This window comes from Methanomassiliicoccales archaeon LGM-DZ1 (assembly GCA_030168595.1).
Taxonomy (GTDB): Archaea; Thermoplasmatota; Thermoplasmata; order Methanomassiliicoccales; family Methanomethylophilaceae; genus Methanomethylophilus.
The window spans coordinates 615,729-630,095 of the sequence record CP115556.1 but is presented as its reverse complement, the minus strand read 5'-3'; the positions used below and the strand labels follow the sequence as shown (position 1 = coordinate 630,095).

The following is a 14,367-nucleotide window of genomic DNA, read 5'->3' as shown; positions in this document are numbered from 1 at the left end:
GGACTCCAGGGTGCATAGCAGATTCGGAATACGATTCCGAGGTTTTCTTTGACCGGGACATGACGGAGGACGGTCTGATCTTCAACGGGAGAAGGTCGATTGGGAACCGGTACATCGACAGATGGGGCAGGGACGGGGAATTCTACCAGGGAGGATGCTTCCTCTGCTATGATGGGGGGGGGAGGATGAGATAATACTTCGACAGGAACGAGGAGCCGTACCCATTGAGGGCGATCCCGGAAGAGGCGGCCGGCCTATTAGATGCGGGGAATCTGAAAGGGCAAAGGAATGGAAGGAAGAGATCCCGAATTGGGAAATATCCGGTTGGATGCTGCATGCTCCCGTTCATGCGGCTTATTGGGAAGGATTGCGCCGACAGTCTGTCGATTTCAAAAAAAACGAAGTTAATTGAATTGCCCTACTTCGCAAGCGGCGCATTTGGGTTTAATTATCAGTATCTGTCGCGAGAATCGATATTTTTGATTCTATATGCCTTCGCTTTCCGAATCAGCATGTGAATCTCTCCTGCTGAGACATATTGTGAATCCGCTTCCGGAATAGCGGTTCCAACTTATCCGAATTAAGTGTTATCAAGACTAAAATTAAAGTAAAAATTGTTTTCTCGTGCGTTAGTTTAATATAATGTACAAATTGTCTTTATTTTTAAGATAATATGACGCACAAAAACGCCATATTAGCAGTCATTGCGATCATTCTGTTGGTATCTTCCTCCGTATTGTTCATGCTGGACGACAGGAGGAACGACGCCGGAGCGCCTGAACAGACCCTTGGCTCCGCGGATTTCGCATTCGATTCCGCGGAGCGTTCCGACGGGGACACGTTCTTCGTGTTCGGGAAGACCATCCTCTCCTCGGAGCTGGGATTGGACCTGCTGTTCGAAGACTGCGACGAGTATGCGTACATCTGAGATACCATGCCGACCTACATCATCACCGATCTGAAGATCGAGGACATCTGCGAGTAGTCATGCAGGATGGAGCATAAGCCTTTCAAGGAGTTTTACCGCATCGGGCCGCTTGTGTTCATGCATCGTTCCTTCACCAAAGAAGACCTGTTGTCAAGATCCTACGACAGGGTCGATTTCGGCGCGGACCCTGAGGGGCTCAGCTTTTACCAGTGCGGCATCGTGACCACTATAAAAGGCAAACCCTGCGATTATTTCTTTGTATGCATGTACGACAGCCCTTTCCTGGTCCCGTTCGTCTGCTGGTACCTCCGTCACGGAAGCTTCATCGCCGTCCATCAATACGAGACGGGCTGGCATCCCCATTTCCATCCGGTCATCAGGACTGCCGTCTCCCCCGCCGGGACGAAGGAGATCTCGTACTGGTCCCTGGACATGGACGGCATCTTCATGTTCCGCTCCCAGGGAGGCACCTACGAACCGATGGCGCATCTGTTCGACGAGCTGCGCAGCGACCGCCCCGAGTACATCGAAGGGCATGTCTGGATGTTCCCGAGGGAGAAGACCGATGTGAAGGGCCTCATAAAGAGGATCGGGCCGGTGCACGATCTGGTGCTGATAGAGAGCATCCCGCCGTCGGAAAACAACCAGACGTGGTGCGTATAGAACCTCGATGAGATCGACGGCCTCGGCGAAGTAGTGAGGTACAGGCTGGCATTCTCGGACAGACTGCCGGACGGAGACAGGTTCGGCAGCATACTGCCGTTACTGAACGTCTGGCTGAGATGATGCGGCGCCGTCAGCAGGTTTCGGATGCCGGACGCTCTCCCGAGGCGATGTCTTCCATATCCGATACGGCAGGGCCCGAACGCGGGCCGTGCGGACAGGCTGAAGCAGGGGCGTTGATGATGCCGCGAGAGTGGAACCGTTAAATGAATGCTTCATAATATGCGGACGTGGAGATTACAGAGAGGCGCCGCGATTATCTGCTTTTCGGAGGCATATATGCCGTTTTGGCAGTAGTTCTCTTTTTGATTGTTGAGTTCTCCGACATCCCGTCGAGCGTACGCGACGGGTACTGGCCGTATGCCGATGCCATGGTGAGCGGGCATGTGTTCCCGTACACCGAGGACGTGTGGGCGTACGACAAATGGAGCACATGGGAGTATCCCCCGCTGGCGTACCTTTTCATCCTGATCCCGCGCCTGTTCAGCTGGTCTGTCTCCTCCTATCAGGCCGCCTTCCTGGCCGAGACCTTCGGATTCTTCCTGCTGGGTCTCTGGTGCAGCGAGCGCATGGCGGTCCATTACAAGGTCTCCAGGTTCGGGACGATGATGTTCTATTCCGTCCTGATGCTCCTGATGTTCGAGTTCCTCGCCGACCGTTTCGACATCATCCCGGCCGTCCTCACCATGCTCGCCGTCGTCTTCGTCCTGGAGAAGAAGAACGGCGCCGCCTTCCTGGTCCTCGCCGTCGCCACCCTGGTGAAGCTGTATCCTGCCGTTCTGTTCCCGGTGCTCCTCATCTACCTGCTGTCGAAAGGCGACCGCAGGGAGGCCCTGCGCGGCGCCGTCATCTACTGCGGGGCCGGCCTCCTGTGCCTGGGAGCGTTCTTCGCCATGGGCTCGGACCCGCTCTCCTTCATGACCTACCACACCGACCGCCCGCTGGAGATCGAGGCCCCGATAGCCTCCCTCCCCGAGTTCCTGGACATGCTGGGCCTCACCGACGCTTGGGTAGGGTTCGAGTACGGGTCCGACAACCTCTACGGGGACATGGCCGATCTCCTCGGGGACATCATGCTGCCGCTCATGGCCGTGGTCCTGCTGATGCTCTACGCCCACTATTTCTACTGGTCGGCGATGGGCAGGAGGAAGGTCCCGGCGAAGGTGCCGATGGACAGCGCCCTGGTGGCCCTCCTGGCGCTCATGACCTTCGTGCTCGTCTCCACCGTGTTCTCGGGGCAGTACGTCATCTGGCTCATACCCCTGATGATCCTTTACACGATGCAGGCGCACGCCGAGGACGACCGCGACGGGCGCAGCATCAACATCATCACGTGGTTCATCGCGGTGGAGGTCCTCACCCAGCTGAACTTCCTGGTGAACTTCGGAATGAGAGGGGAGGGAGAGGACCTGAGCAATATCGGGACCATAGTGCTCCTGGTAAGGAACGTGGCGGCCGTCGGGATCTATCTGGCACTGACCTGGGAGTTGGTGAAGAGGGACAGGTTCCCCGAGCGTCTGTGACCGCTCTGCGATACCATCGTTTAATTACTCGTTCGCGATGGCTCCCGAGATGAAAGCCGATGCGAGGGCATACCTCTTGATGGCTGCGGCGGGGCTGGTGATGACCGTCCTGTGCTGTCTGCAGGATGATGAGTTCACAGCGACGCTGACGCTCATATCGGCGATCTTCGCCGTGCTTCTGTGGTACGAGTCCGGGAGGAACTCTCCTGTTGACCCGGAGGTGCCCCTCATCGCGACCGTCTGCATGGTCGTCGGTTCCTTCCTGATGGCGTATGTGCTCGAGGGCGACATGGACGACAGGGTATACGCCCACATGGAAGGGATCGTGGTCTGGGTCATCGCCTATCCCCTGGCCTACGAGGCCGCGGTCTGTATCGCGGTGCTCTTCGGATCGGTGCTGAACCGCTACGAGGTCGGCGGGTTCATGGTGTTCAACTGCGTCGCCATGGTCTCGGTCTCCCTGGTGTCGGTGTCCATCTTCAACAAGAACGACCTGGACGAGAACTTCTTCTTCGTCGATGAGATGGCGTACCTGATGGTGAGCCTGGCCCTGTCCATTGTCGCTGCCTTTGTCTTCATCAGGTACCAGAAAGGCAGGGACTACCTCCTGTGCAGGGAGCGCTTCGAGGTGCGGGAATGAGCCTCGACCATCTTCCCGAGAAGAAGGACCGGGAGCTGACCTACGCTGTCTGGCTCATAGTCTTCGTTATCATCGCCTTCACCTTCTGGAAGGTCGTGGACGGCACCGCCCGCGGCCTCAGCATCGGCGACGATCCCCATCCCCCTGAGTACCTAGAGGCGTCGTGCATCGCCTGCTTCCTGGTGATCTCGGTCATCCCGGTCCTCAGGCTGACCGGCATAGCCAAGATGCCCTGGTGGTTCAGCTTCCTGCTGATCATCGACGTCATGATCTACATCGAGTCCCTCTGCTACGGGCTCTACAAGGACCCGGGAGTCCCCTGGTGGGGCTTCTTCGGCCATGTGCTGTCCTCGATGAGCGTAGGAGGCATCGTGTTCCTGGCACTGTGCATAATCCAGAAGTACCAGCCCAAACGGCTCACCCTGGGGTCTGATGCGGCCATCCACTGCTACACCCTGATGATCTCGCTGGCCTGGGGAGGCATCTGGGAGATCATGGAGGGCTACATCGACATGGTCACCGGGACCAACTACATGACCTACGGCGTCTTCGACACCCTGGACGACCTCCGCGCCGACCTGGTGGGCAGCGTCATCATGGTGGTCATAGCCGGCCTCATGCTGAGGAAGCGCACCCCCATCGACATCGCCGACAGCACCGTCTTCCACAGGCCGTCCAAGAAGAAGAGCGGCAGGGACTGACCGTCCCCGGGGGCCGCGCAGGCCTTCATAACCTGTGGCGAATGATTTTATATTGCCTGCTTATTGGACTGCCAGAGGAATATAAATGGCCCGTTTCAAAGAGGCGGAGCGCAGGCTCCTTGACAAGTCCGTCTGCATGAACTGCTATGCGACGAACCCCCTCAAGGCGTCCAAGTGCCGCAAATGCGGATACAGCAACCTTAGGCCCAAGGCCAGGGAAAGCAGGAAGCAGTAAGCAGGTCTTTCACTGCGGCGGGATTCCCCGCCGCATCTCTTCCTGAAAATCGTTTCACCACCGAGAGGTTGGTTAATCCAAAGGCATCGTCCGTCCCGGCCCGCTTCGGCGGTCCCCAAGGAATCCGCCGGGCTTCTCGGACGGAATTATATAACCGCGCTTGATACTGAAGCCTGGGGATTCTCATGAAGACGCTCATTGTCGAGGACAGGGATTTCATGACCGCCGCCCTCACGGGGGAGCTCGACAGCCTCGGGAGGCAGTACACCGTCGTCGCCTCCGTCCAGGAGGCCCTCGCCGCAGTGCGCGCCGAGAGGGAGCGCATGCTGGTTGTCCTCGATAACGGGGTGTCCGGAGGGGGCACCGAGTTCATCAACGGATTGGAGACGATCTACGGCACCTATCCCGGGCGCAAGGACCGCAGGATGAGGTCGTCCCAGGGCCCTGTCGTCATCTTCCTCAGGCTCCCCGGCGAATCCGTCCCCGGCAGCAATTACGTGAAGAAGGTCCTGGACAAGCCCTTCGGCTCCGAGGACTTCGCCAAGGCGCTGGAGGAGGCGGAGTTCGGCGGGTCGTCCAACGTCTCCGCGTCGAAGAAGGAACGCATGCAGGACCCGGTCTCGGACCTGACCCGCAGGGGCATCGTCCCCGGGGAGGCATACGTCGTCTTCGAGAAGCAGCCGTCGGTCGTCTACGATGTCATGAGGACCTTCTCCGCCGCCGGGTATGACATGTTCATCATCACCGCAGGCCGCGCGAAGGCCGTCCGCGACTCGTTCGGGCTGGACAGCGCCTCGCCGGTCTTCACCCTGCGCGGGGAGCGCTACCCGCTGGGCACGCTCATCGCCTCGGCCCGGGAGTTCCTCAAGACCGGCTACATGCCGGTGATCGCCATCGACGATCTCGACGGCATCATCGAGAGATGCGGGATCGACTCGACCATGGTGGCCGTGAAGGAGCTCATAGACCTGAGGAAGATCAAGAAATACACGCTGCTGGCGTCCGCGGACTCGGACCTGCTCTCCCCCAACGAGAGGGCGCTCCTGACTTCCATGATGGCGCCGTACAAGGAGGATTGAGCAATGACAAAGATCGAGAAGGTATGGGCAAGAGAGGTCCTCGATTCCAGGGGCAACCCCACTGTAGAAGCTGTGGTCACCGTCGGAGGCCATGAGATCTCCGCCATCGCGCCGTCCGGCGCGTCCACCGGGATGTACGAGGCCCTCGAGCTCCGCGACGGCGGGAACAGGTACAAGGGCAAAGGAGTCCTGAAAGCGGTCGAGAACGTCCGCGGCCCCATCGCCGAGGCCATCGTCGGCATGGACCCGGAGGACCAGAAGGGGATCGATGCGGCGATCATCGCCGCCGACGGGACCGACAACAAGAGCAGGTTCGGCGGGAACGCGACCACTGCAGTGTCCTTCGCCGTCGCGAGGGCGGGCGCCTTCGCCGCCGGAGAGGAGCTCTACGAGCACATCGGGAAGGACCACAGGACCCTGCCGGTGCCCATGTTCAACATCATCAACGGCGGGAAGCATGCCGGAGGGGACCTGAAGATCCAGGAATGCATGATCATCCCGGCCGGTGCGGAGAGCTTCTCCGAGTGCCTCAGGATGGCCGCCGAGACCTACGCGTCCCTGAAGAGCATCCTGAAGAAGAGGTACGGCGCCGGGGCCATCAACGTCGGCGACGAGGGAGGATTCGCGCCCCCGGTCAACACCGTTTCCGAGGCCCTCGGGACCATCGTCGACGCCATATCCGATGCCGGGTACGTTCCCGGGAAGGACATCTACCTCGGGATCGACGCCGCCTCGTCCGAGTTCTACGACAGCGGGAAGTACAGCGTCGACGGCCTCAGCCTCACCGCCAGGGAGCTTGCCGACCACTACCGGGAGATCATCTCGGAATACCCGCTGATCAGCATCGAGGACCCGTTCGAGGAGAACGATTTCGCGACCACGGCGGAGCTCACCAAGGCCGTCGGGAACAGGGTGCAGATCGTCGGGGACGACCTGTTCGTCACCAACACCCGCAGGCTCAGCAGGGGGATCTCCGAGGGGGCCGCGAACGCGCTCCTGCTCAAGGTCAACCAGATCGGCACCGTCACCGAGGCGCAGAACGCCCGCGAGATGTCCGCCGACCACGGGTACAACGTCATCGTCTCCCACAGGTCGGGAGAGTCCGAGGACACCACCATCGCCGACCTCTGCGTCGGATGGGGCACCGGCCAGATCAAGACGGGCGCGCCCTGCCGCGGCGAGAGGACCGCCAAGTACAACCGCCTCCTCAGGATCGAGGACAGGCTCGGCGACAAAGCGGTCTTCGCCGGCAGGAAGGCCCTCCGGCTCTGAACCGCCGCCGGCGGACGCGGGTTCCCGCCGGCCCTCCGGGGCCGGAAGGGCCCTTATTTTTATTATTTATATTTTTCTATCCATTCACAAGGCGTATTTGAAGGGTTTCTACGACTATGTGTTGCCTAAAAAACTGTCGATACGAATGCTTATATGGTTAGTACCGAATAGGTCGGAAGTACACTCGGAGCATCGGGATGGGACTTGGATACTCCGTGGGATTCGAGTTTAGGAGGAACTGCGTCTGCCTGAATGCCCGATGCCTGATCCGTTCGTGCCGCTAGATTCCGTCAGGAACAGTCTGATCTGCGATGCTGGCCCTGGCTGTTTCCATAAGATCTACTGCAAATGCGGACGCATCGTGGATTTCGACGAGAACGAGTACGAGACCAAGGTCCGCCTCCGCAAGCCGATCGAATGCTCCTTCTGCCGGAACCAGAGGATCTCGACCGAGCTCGACATGCTCGACGAGCACTTCTCGATCATCGAGGAGGAGCCTGCCTTCTGAGTATTCGGAAATGAATTCCCCGGAACTGACGGCAGAATAATTTTTTGCTACGTTTTTTGTTAAAAGTAATACTGTTCGGGCGGCCCATCGGGACGGGCAGCGCCCGCCCCTCATTCAGGCCTGACAAGCCCGGAGTAGATCTTCTCCACGCGGGCCAGTATCTCCCTGCATCCTATGGCCCCGGAGCTCGAGGCGACGGCTGCCACGCAGGACCCGCCGCATCCGACGCCTTCCTTGATGTACCCCCACTCGTAGGCCTGCAGCCCCTCGTACGGGGACTCTGAATAATCCATGTTGATGCAGACGATCGGCAGTTCCGGGGAGACGGCCTCGGCGATCCTCTCCATGCTGGAATTGGGGTCGGCGAGGAGCCACCTGGTGGTCCCCTGGACGATGTTGCCGATGATGGACGGGTCGAGCTTCAGGGCGGCGGCCATCACCGGGGCCATCTGCGTCCCCCCGCCGAACATCACGGGCACGCTGGGGGCCGCTCCCAGCGCGATGCCGAGGTTCACCGGCATCATAGGGTCCCCGAATAGCTCGATCGCCTTCAGGGGGTTATCCTTCAGGTCCCCGATGGAGATCCCGGCTGCTTTGAACCCTTCCATCACGGTGTCCCACTTGAACTTCTTGGGGTTCTTCGGGGAGCTGCTGCTCACAAGGTTCTCCCTGATGACGCCCATGGCGAGGAGGACGGCGAGAGCGGTGGTGGTGCCGCCGGCGCAGCTCTCGCTCACCACGACGTAATCGTATGTGTCCGCGAGGTGCTTCCCGAGGATCTTCCCGTACTCGAACGCCCTCATGACGTTGTCATGCTCCATGGCATGCCCGCCGGTGATCTTCTCCCCGGTGACTCCCCCGACCTCTATGCAGGGGATCCTGGGGGTTACCTTCGAACCGCCGTTGATGATCGCGAACGGCATCCCGGAGAGCTCCAGGGCGGCTTTGGTGAGCGTGGCGGGAGTGGGGATGTTCCCGGGGTTCATCGGGATGTCCTTCATGCAGAGGACCTTCCCCGCCATGAGGAGCTCGGCATCGGCCGGGCCGGTGAACAGGGTGAGCTCGGGGGTGTCCCCTGCCTCGGAGATCCCCGGGATGGTGGAGGTCAGGGTGGAGGCGATGGTGCAGGTGAATATCCCCCTCTTCCCCCAGATCCTCTTCATTATCTTCTTGGCATTGCCAACGTTCCCGCGGGCAGTCAGCGACGGCGGCAGTTCGAAATCCGTTTCACATCCCTCCCATCAGCTTGGGGACCAGGGCGGGGAGCTCTACGTGCTCGCCCTGCCCGAAGCATTCGAAGCTGGTCCTGAAGGGGACGTCCATCAGGATGTGCTTGCCGGTGACGCAGGACGTGCCGTGGTCGACGAAGAACACCATCCTGCTGCAGTCCGAGAAGTATTCGGACATCATCGAGTCGATGTGCTCCAGGATGCGCTTCTTCTTCATGGGGTCCTTCTCGTGGCTGTACTCATCGACCTCGTCCATGTGGAGGAAGACGTTCCCCTCCCTGAGCGCTTTCAGGGCAGCCGGGAACCTGTCGTCGATGTCCTCGATCAGCTGGGTCTTGTGCCCGATCATGGCGGCGATTCCCAAGGCGGTCGGGCTGTCCGAGATAGCGGTCATCTTCCTGACGCAGGGGAAGGCGGGGTAGATGTGCCCGACCTTCCCGATGCCCCAGGGATAGAGCGTGAGGCCCTCGTTCTCCGAGGCCACCTGCATGACCAGCTCGCCCATAGGGCCGGCTATCGGCACGAAGGGGCCGTCCACGGGGGCCTGGGGCCCGGGCTCGGGAACATAGTCCCCGTAGTCCAGGGTGATGACGGCGCGGCCGTGCACGAAGAACTTCATCTCCGGGGCGCAGTCGTCCAGGAGGTACATGTTGTCCTTCACGCTCTGCATGAGGTCGTCGGCGCGGTCGTCCACTCCGTAGGCCCATTTCACGGTCCCGTCCCCGATGAACGCGGGGCTCATGCGGAAGGCGGTCCTTCCGTGGCCCATGTCCAGCCCGAGCCCGCAGGCCTCGATCGCCGCGCGGGAGGTCGAGGGATCAGGGGCGTGCCCGGTCCAGAACTCGTTCAGGAACAGCTGGGTATATCCCCTGCCGGTAGTCCATGCCAGGTTCGGGGCGGCCTTCCTAATGAAGGGCATTTCCGCGGCCTCGTAGGGTTTCTTCCCCCCGAGCTCCGGGCACGGGTCATCCTCCATGCCGTCGAGAAGAACGAAGAGCGTATTGTCCGTCGAAATCACCAGTAGCGCGCGCTCGGCGCGGTATGGATGGAACAATAATCCACAGATAGATAAACCATGTTATGCATGGATAATTAATCCAGTCTTCTCTCCCCGGCGCGTGCCAGCGCGCAGACCGCCTGGCCCGTCGAGATCCCTCCGTCGCCGTTCGGGACGCGGGAATGGACGATCAGCCTCATGCCGCGCTCCTCCGCGAGCTCTTCCGCCATCTTCACGATCGGGACATCGTAGGACACCCCCCCGGTGATGCCTATGCGGTCCTCCCCCTCGGCCTCTGCGTTCATGGAAGCGGCGGAGACCATCTCTGCCAGCACTCCGTGCACGGCGGAATAGGCCTCGTCGGCCGGGTCCGCCTTTCCGAGCCTGAGGAACAGCGGCGCTGTCTGGATCTCTCCCCTCACGGTCTCCGTCCCGAACCCGTCGATCAGATGCCCGCGGGCCAGAAGATGTTCCAGCTTCATGGCCGGCTCCCCGTCGTAGGTACGGGCCCTGCACACTTCGAGCGAATATGCCAGAGCGTCCAGGAACCTCCCGAAGGACGAGCTCCTCACGCTCCTCCCGGCCAACTTAGAGAGGACTGACAGCTCGGCATCCGAGAATCCCGTATCGGTCTCAGCGCCGTTGGCGAGGTCGGCGGCGAGCCTGAGCCTGCGGATGTCCTCTACCGCCTTCTGCCCTCCGATCAGGGGGAGGTACTGCAGATGTGCCAGGCGTTCGTAGGAGCCCAGGGTGCACGACATGACCTCGCCTCCCCAGGCCGCCCCGTCGTCGCCGTGCCCGGTGCCGTCGAGCGCGAGGACGGTGAGATGGTCCCAGATCCCGGAATCGGCCATCAGGGACACCGCATGCGCATGGTGATGCTGCACATCGGTGACCTCTGCGCCCCATTCCTCGGCCAGGCGGGCCGCGAAAGCGCGGTTGGCATATGCCGGGTGCATGTCTTCCGCGATGACGGACGGTTCGCAGCCGGTGAACTCCAGCTGCCGGCGGACGGCCTCCTCGAGATAGTCCTCCACCCCGAACTTCTCGCCGTTCCCGATGTACTGGGTCGGATAGATGCGCCCTTTCCAGGCGACCGCACCAGCGAGGTTCTCCTGCGCCCCCACGGCGGCCGCACCGCCTTCCAGGGGGATCTCGTAGAAGGACGGTATCGCTCCCCTGGACTTCCGGATGTAGAACACGCTGTCCCCGCACATGCGGAGGACGGTATCGTCGGCGCGGTTGACGATGGCCTGGTTATGCAGGAGGTAGCAGTCCGCTCCCAGGCGGAAAGCGTCTTCCGGATCGGTGGCCATAGGCTCCCCCGGCGGGTTGGCGGAGGTCATGACCAGGGCGTCGGCCCCGAGGGAATCGAAGAGGAGGTGCTGCATGCCGGTATAGGGCAGGAACACCCCGGTGGTATCGATGCCGGGCGAGATGAGTCCGGAGAACTCGGTCTCTTTCTTCTTCACGAGCACGATCGGGCGGTGCGGGGACAGGAGCTGCTCCCTTTCCGCGTCGGTCGGGCTGCAATACCTCTCCGCAGTCTCTATGTCGCGCACCATGATCGCGAACGGCTTCTGGGGGCGGCGGTACCACGAGCGGAGCTTCTCCAACTGTGCCAGCGTGCAGCAGATGTGCATCCCGCCCCAGCTCTCGGCGACACCTATCGCTCCGCCGTCGAGGCGTGCGGCGAAGTCCCTTATCGGATCGTCCGAGGCGATCTCCGAGCCGTCCGCGCCTGCGAGCCTGTATTGCGGGCCGCAGCGGGGGCAGCATATCGTCTGGTGGTGGAAGCGGCGGTCGGAAGGATCGGAGTACTCTTTGGCGCATTCCGGGCACATGGGGAATGCGGACATCGACGTGTGGGCGCGGTCGTAAGGCATCGCGGTCAGAGTCGTGAACCTGGGCCCGCAGTCGGTGCAGAACGTGAAGGCGTAGCCTTTCCTCCTGCCGGACCTCATATCCTCCAGGCATTTGGGGCAGATTGCGGTGTCCGTGGGGATGGAAGCGCCGTCCCTGCCGTCCTCCCCCGAGGCGGCGATCGAGAACGAACCGGCTTCCACGGCGAACCTCTCGGTCTCCACAGAATCGATCCTGGCGAGCGGGGGGAGGGAGGCCTTCAGCTCGGAGATGAATTTCTCCGTAAGATCGTCCCGGTCTATATCTACAGTCACGCGGGAGCCGTCGTTGCGGACGCTTCCGTGCAGGCCGAGGGAGACCGCCGTCCTGTAAACGGCCGGGCGGAAGCCCACTCCCTGGACGGTGCCTCTGAAGACGATCCTCATCGCGGTGTGATTGGGGTGCGCGTATTTAGGTTGCCGCCGCTGTCAGATGGATGCTATCGGTAGAGCGTAAACATTCTCGGCCACAGGATAGCCGGTGTCCGTCATGCAGATGATGCATGAATGGCCTATCTTGAAACCGGACTTCTTCATCTTCCGGAATGCCTTCACGTCCTCGGCGCCGTATGAGATGCCGGCCTTGCATTCAACGAGGGAGAATGTTCCGTTGCGGAGGATCATGAGGTCTATCTCGTTCATCTCCGAGTCGCGATAGTAGTACAGACCCGGAAAGTCGCGGTTATTCTTGCAGCTTTTCATTATTTCATTGACGATGTAGGTCTCAACAAAATGCCCGCTGAGGTATCCGGCCCTCAGGGATTCCGGATCGCAAACCCTTGCCAGGAAGCATGCCAGGCCTGTATCGCAGAAATACATCTTGGGGCGGCGGACGATGCGTTTCAGTTTGGACCTATCACAGTACGGTTCAAGCAGGGTTATGATCCCTCCGGTAGCGAGCACTCCTACCCATGATTCTGCGGTCTTGACGCTGATCCCGAGGGAATTGGATATTCTGTTGTAGACCAGTTCCTGGCCGCTGAGCGATGCCATCAGTTCGAGGAACTGATGGAATTTGATCTTGTCCTTCACGCTGATTATCTGGCTTGCGTCGCTTTCGATATATGCGGAAACATAGTCGGAATAGAAATCCCTGGGATCTTCTGTCCTATCGTTCCATAGCTCCGGATACGAGCCGCGGAAGATCCGTTCATAGATATCCCCGACAGACAGTTTCGATTCGGACGCTCTCCGGAGATCGCTCTCGAAGTCCACCCTGAATGGCACTTCCTCCCTGCCGAGCGTCTCGCTCAGGCTCAGAGGCGACATCTGGATCACCGACACTCTCCCGGCCATGGATTGTGTCACGCCCTTCATAAGGCCGTAAACCTGGCTCCCTATGATCAGATACATTCCGGCATTGGAACCAGTCTCTGCCTTTCTTCCGTCTGCTTCGGCCTCCAAGGCATCAAAGAGCCCGGGCGCATACTGAACTTCATCAATCACCAGCGGCGCTGGGTGGGACTTCAGGAACATCACAGGGTCGCTGAGCGCCTGTTCACGGTTGCCCATATCTGCGAGGGAGACGTATCCGAATCCGTGCTCGTCCCCTATGGCCTTGCAGAGCGTTGTCTTGCCTACCTGCCTCGGGCCTGTGACAAGGGTGACAGGCTTGCGGAGGATGCTTTCTTCGATGGCCTTCCGAACGGTTCTCTGAATCATGTTTTTTTTACAAACTGGGTCTTCTTAGTTTGAAAAATTTGGAGTTGAACTCCAAATTTTACGAAATCGGATGTGCCAGATCAGAAATGTTCGATCGGAGGCGGCATTCCGGCCGCCCCCTGTTCACTGTTTCTCTATGGCCTTGAGCGATCCGCAGCCTTCGGCGGCCTCGGCGCAGCAGCAGTCCGACTTCCCGATCCTGGGGAGGCCGAGCTCGAGGAGCCTGAGGACCTTGTCGAGGCATTCGGCCATGGTCTTGTTCACCATGTCGATGGTGACGGCCTCGTCCTTCCAGGCATCGTAGTCGGTTATGGTCGCCAGGCTGCAGTAGCACATGCCAAGCTCGCGGCAGAGGGTGACCTCTGGGATCATTGTCATGCCGACCAGGTCGCCGAAGCTCCTGAACATCCTGCTCTCGGCCCTGCTGGAGAACCTGGGGCCCTCGATGCACACATAGGTGCCTCCGAGATGGTACCTGATCCCCATCTCCTCCGCTGCGCCCGCGAAGATCTTGTTCAGGTAGGGGCAGCAGGGGTCCGGCATCGAGATGTGCACCGTCTGGTCGTAGAAGTAGGTCAGCTTCCTGCCGCGGGTGAAGTCGATGACCTGGTCGCAGATGACGAGGTCTCCGGGGCGGAACTCCTCTTTGAGGGAGCCGACGGCGCACGCAGAGATCACATACTCCACGCCGAGCTTCCAGAGAGCGTACATGTTGGCCCTGTAGGGGACGGAGGAAGGCGGATGCTGGTGCTGCTTGCCGTGGCGGTAGAGGAACGCGACCTCCACGCCGTTGATCTTCCCGATCATGATGGGGTCTGAGGGCTTCCCGTAAGGGGTGTCCGGGAACTCTTCCCGTATGAGCTCGAAGCTGTCCGGGTTGTAGATCCCGGAACCGCCGATGATTGCGATCTTTGGCATATGCCCCTGCGAACGCACGGATGGCTAATAACCGTTGGGTCGGGGAAAGTG

General features: G+C 60.4%; 14 protein-coding genes. 9 read left to right on the top strand and 5 right to left on the bottom strand.

Going from position 1 to position 14,367, the window contains the following annotated elements:
• The first annotated feature begins 742 nt into the window (after positions 1-742).
• The 9 genes from O8W32_02935 to O8W32_02895 all read left to right on the top strand — a co-directional run bounded on the left by O8W32_02935 (position 743) and on the right by O8W32_02895 (position 7,609).
• Complete coding sequence (locus O8W32_02935) at positions 743-928, top strand: hypothetical protein (protein WII09797.1); 186 nt, start codon at positions 743-745, stop codon at positions 926-928.
• 117 nt (positions 929-1,045) lie between these two features.
• Positions 1,046-1,591, top strand: a complete 546-nt coding sequence (locus O8W32_02930) for a hypothetical protein (protein ID WII09796.1) — start codon at positions 1,046-1,048, stop codon at positions 1,589-1,591.
• A 347-nt stretch (positions 1,592-1,938) separates the two neighbouring features.
• Positions 1,939-3,174 (top strand): glycosyltransferase family 87 protein, encoded by a 1,236-nt coding sequence (locus tag O8W32_02925; protein ID WII09795.1) that lies wholly within the window; start codon positions 1,939-1,941, stop codon positions 3,172-3,174.
• Positions 3,175-3,223: 49 nt separating this feature from the next.
• Positions 3,224-3,814 (top strand): hypothetical protein, encoded by a 591-nt coding sequence (locus O8W32_02920; GenBank protein ID WII09794.1) that lies wholly within the window; start codon positions 3,224-3,226, stop codon positions 3,812-3,814.
• Positions 3,811-4,515: a hypothetical protein gene (locus O8W32_02915; protein ID WII09793.1), complete on the top strand. Its 705-nt coding sequence runs from the start codon at positions 3,811-3,813 to the stop codon at positions 4,513-4,515. Before O8W32_02920 ends, O8W32_02915 begins: the two co-directional genes overlap by 4 nt.
• Positions 4,516-4,600: 85 nt before the next feature.
• Positions 4,601-4,750: a 50S ribosomal protein L40e gene (locus O8W32_02910; GenBank protein WII09792.1), complete on the top strand. Its 150-nt coding sequence runs from the start codon at positions 4,601-4,603 to the stop codon at positions 4,748-4,750.
• 185 nt (positions 4,751-4,935) lie between these two features.
• A complete protein-coding gene (locus tag O8W32_02905; GenBank protein ID WII09791.1) occupies positions 4,936-5,829 on the top strand; it encodes a hypothetical protein in 894 nt (297 codons plus the stop codon).
• Positions 5,830-5,832: 3 nt separating this feature from the next.
• Positions 5,833-7,101 (top strand): phosphopyruvate hydratase, encoded by a 1,269-nt coding sequence (gene eno, locus O8W32_02900; protein WII09790.1) that lies wholly within the window; start codon positions 5,833-5,835, stop codon positions 7,099-7,101.
• Between the two features lie 259 nt (positions 7,102-7,360).
• The gene (locus O8W32_02895) at positions 7,361-7,609 is read left to right on the top strand and encodes a hypothetical protein (GenBank protein ID WII09789.1); all 249 of its coding nucleotides are present in this window, start codon (positions 7,361-7,363) and stop codon (positions 7,607-7,609) included.
• A gap of 110 nt (positions 7,610-7,719) precedes the next feature.
• Here O8W32_02895 and O8W32_02890 read toward each other — a convergent pair whose 3' ends face one another.
• The 5 genes from O8W32_02890 to mtnP all read right to left on the bottom strand — a co-directional run bounded on the left by O8W32_02890 (position 7,720) and on the right by mtnP (position 14,316).
• Positions 7,720-8,772, bottom strand: a complete 1,053-nt coding sequence (locus O8W32_02890; GenBank protein WII09788.1) for a TIGR00303 family protein — start codon at positions 8,770-8,772, stop codon at positions 7,720-7,722.
• A 64-nt stretch (positions 8,773-8,836) separates the two neighbouring features.
• Positions 8,837-9,856: a phosphoglycerate mutase gene (locus O8W32_02885; GenBank protein ID WII09787.1), complete on the bottom strand. Its 1,020-nt coding sequence runs from the start codon at positions 9,854-9,856 to the stop codon at positions 8,837-8,839.
• 74 nt (positions 9,857-9,930) lie between these two features.
• The gene (gene hypF / locus O8W32_02880) at positions 9,931-12,123 is read right to left on the bottom strand and encodes a carbamoyltransferase HypF (protein ID WII09786.1); all 2,193 of its coding nucleotides are present in this window, start codon (positions 12,121-12,123) and stop codon (positions 9,931-9,933) included.
• 42 nt (positions 12,124-12,165) lie between these two features.
• Positions 12,166-13,398, bottom strand: coding sequence for an ATP-binding protein (locus O8W32_02875; GenBank protein WII09785.1), 1,233 nt, complete (start codon positions 13,396-13,398; stop codon positions 12,166-12,168).
• A 123-nt stretch (positions 13,399-13,521) separates the two neighbouring features.
• Positions 13,522-14,316, bottom strand: coding sequence for an S-methyl-5'-thioadenosine phosphorylase (mtnP, locus tag O8W32_02870; GenBank protein WII09784.1), 795 nt, complete (start codon positions 14,314-14,316; stop codon positions 13,522-13,524).
• Between the last annotated feature and the right edge of the window lie 51 nt (positions 14,317-14,367).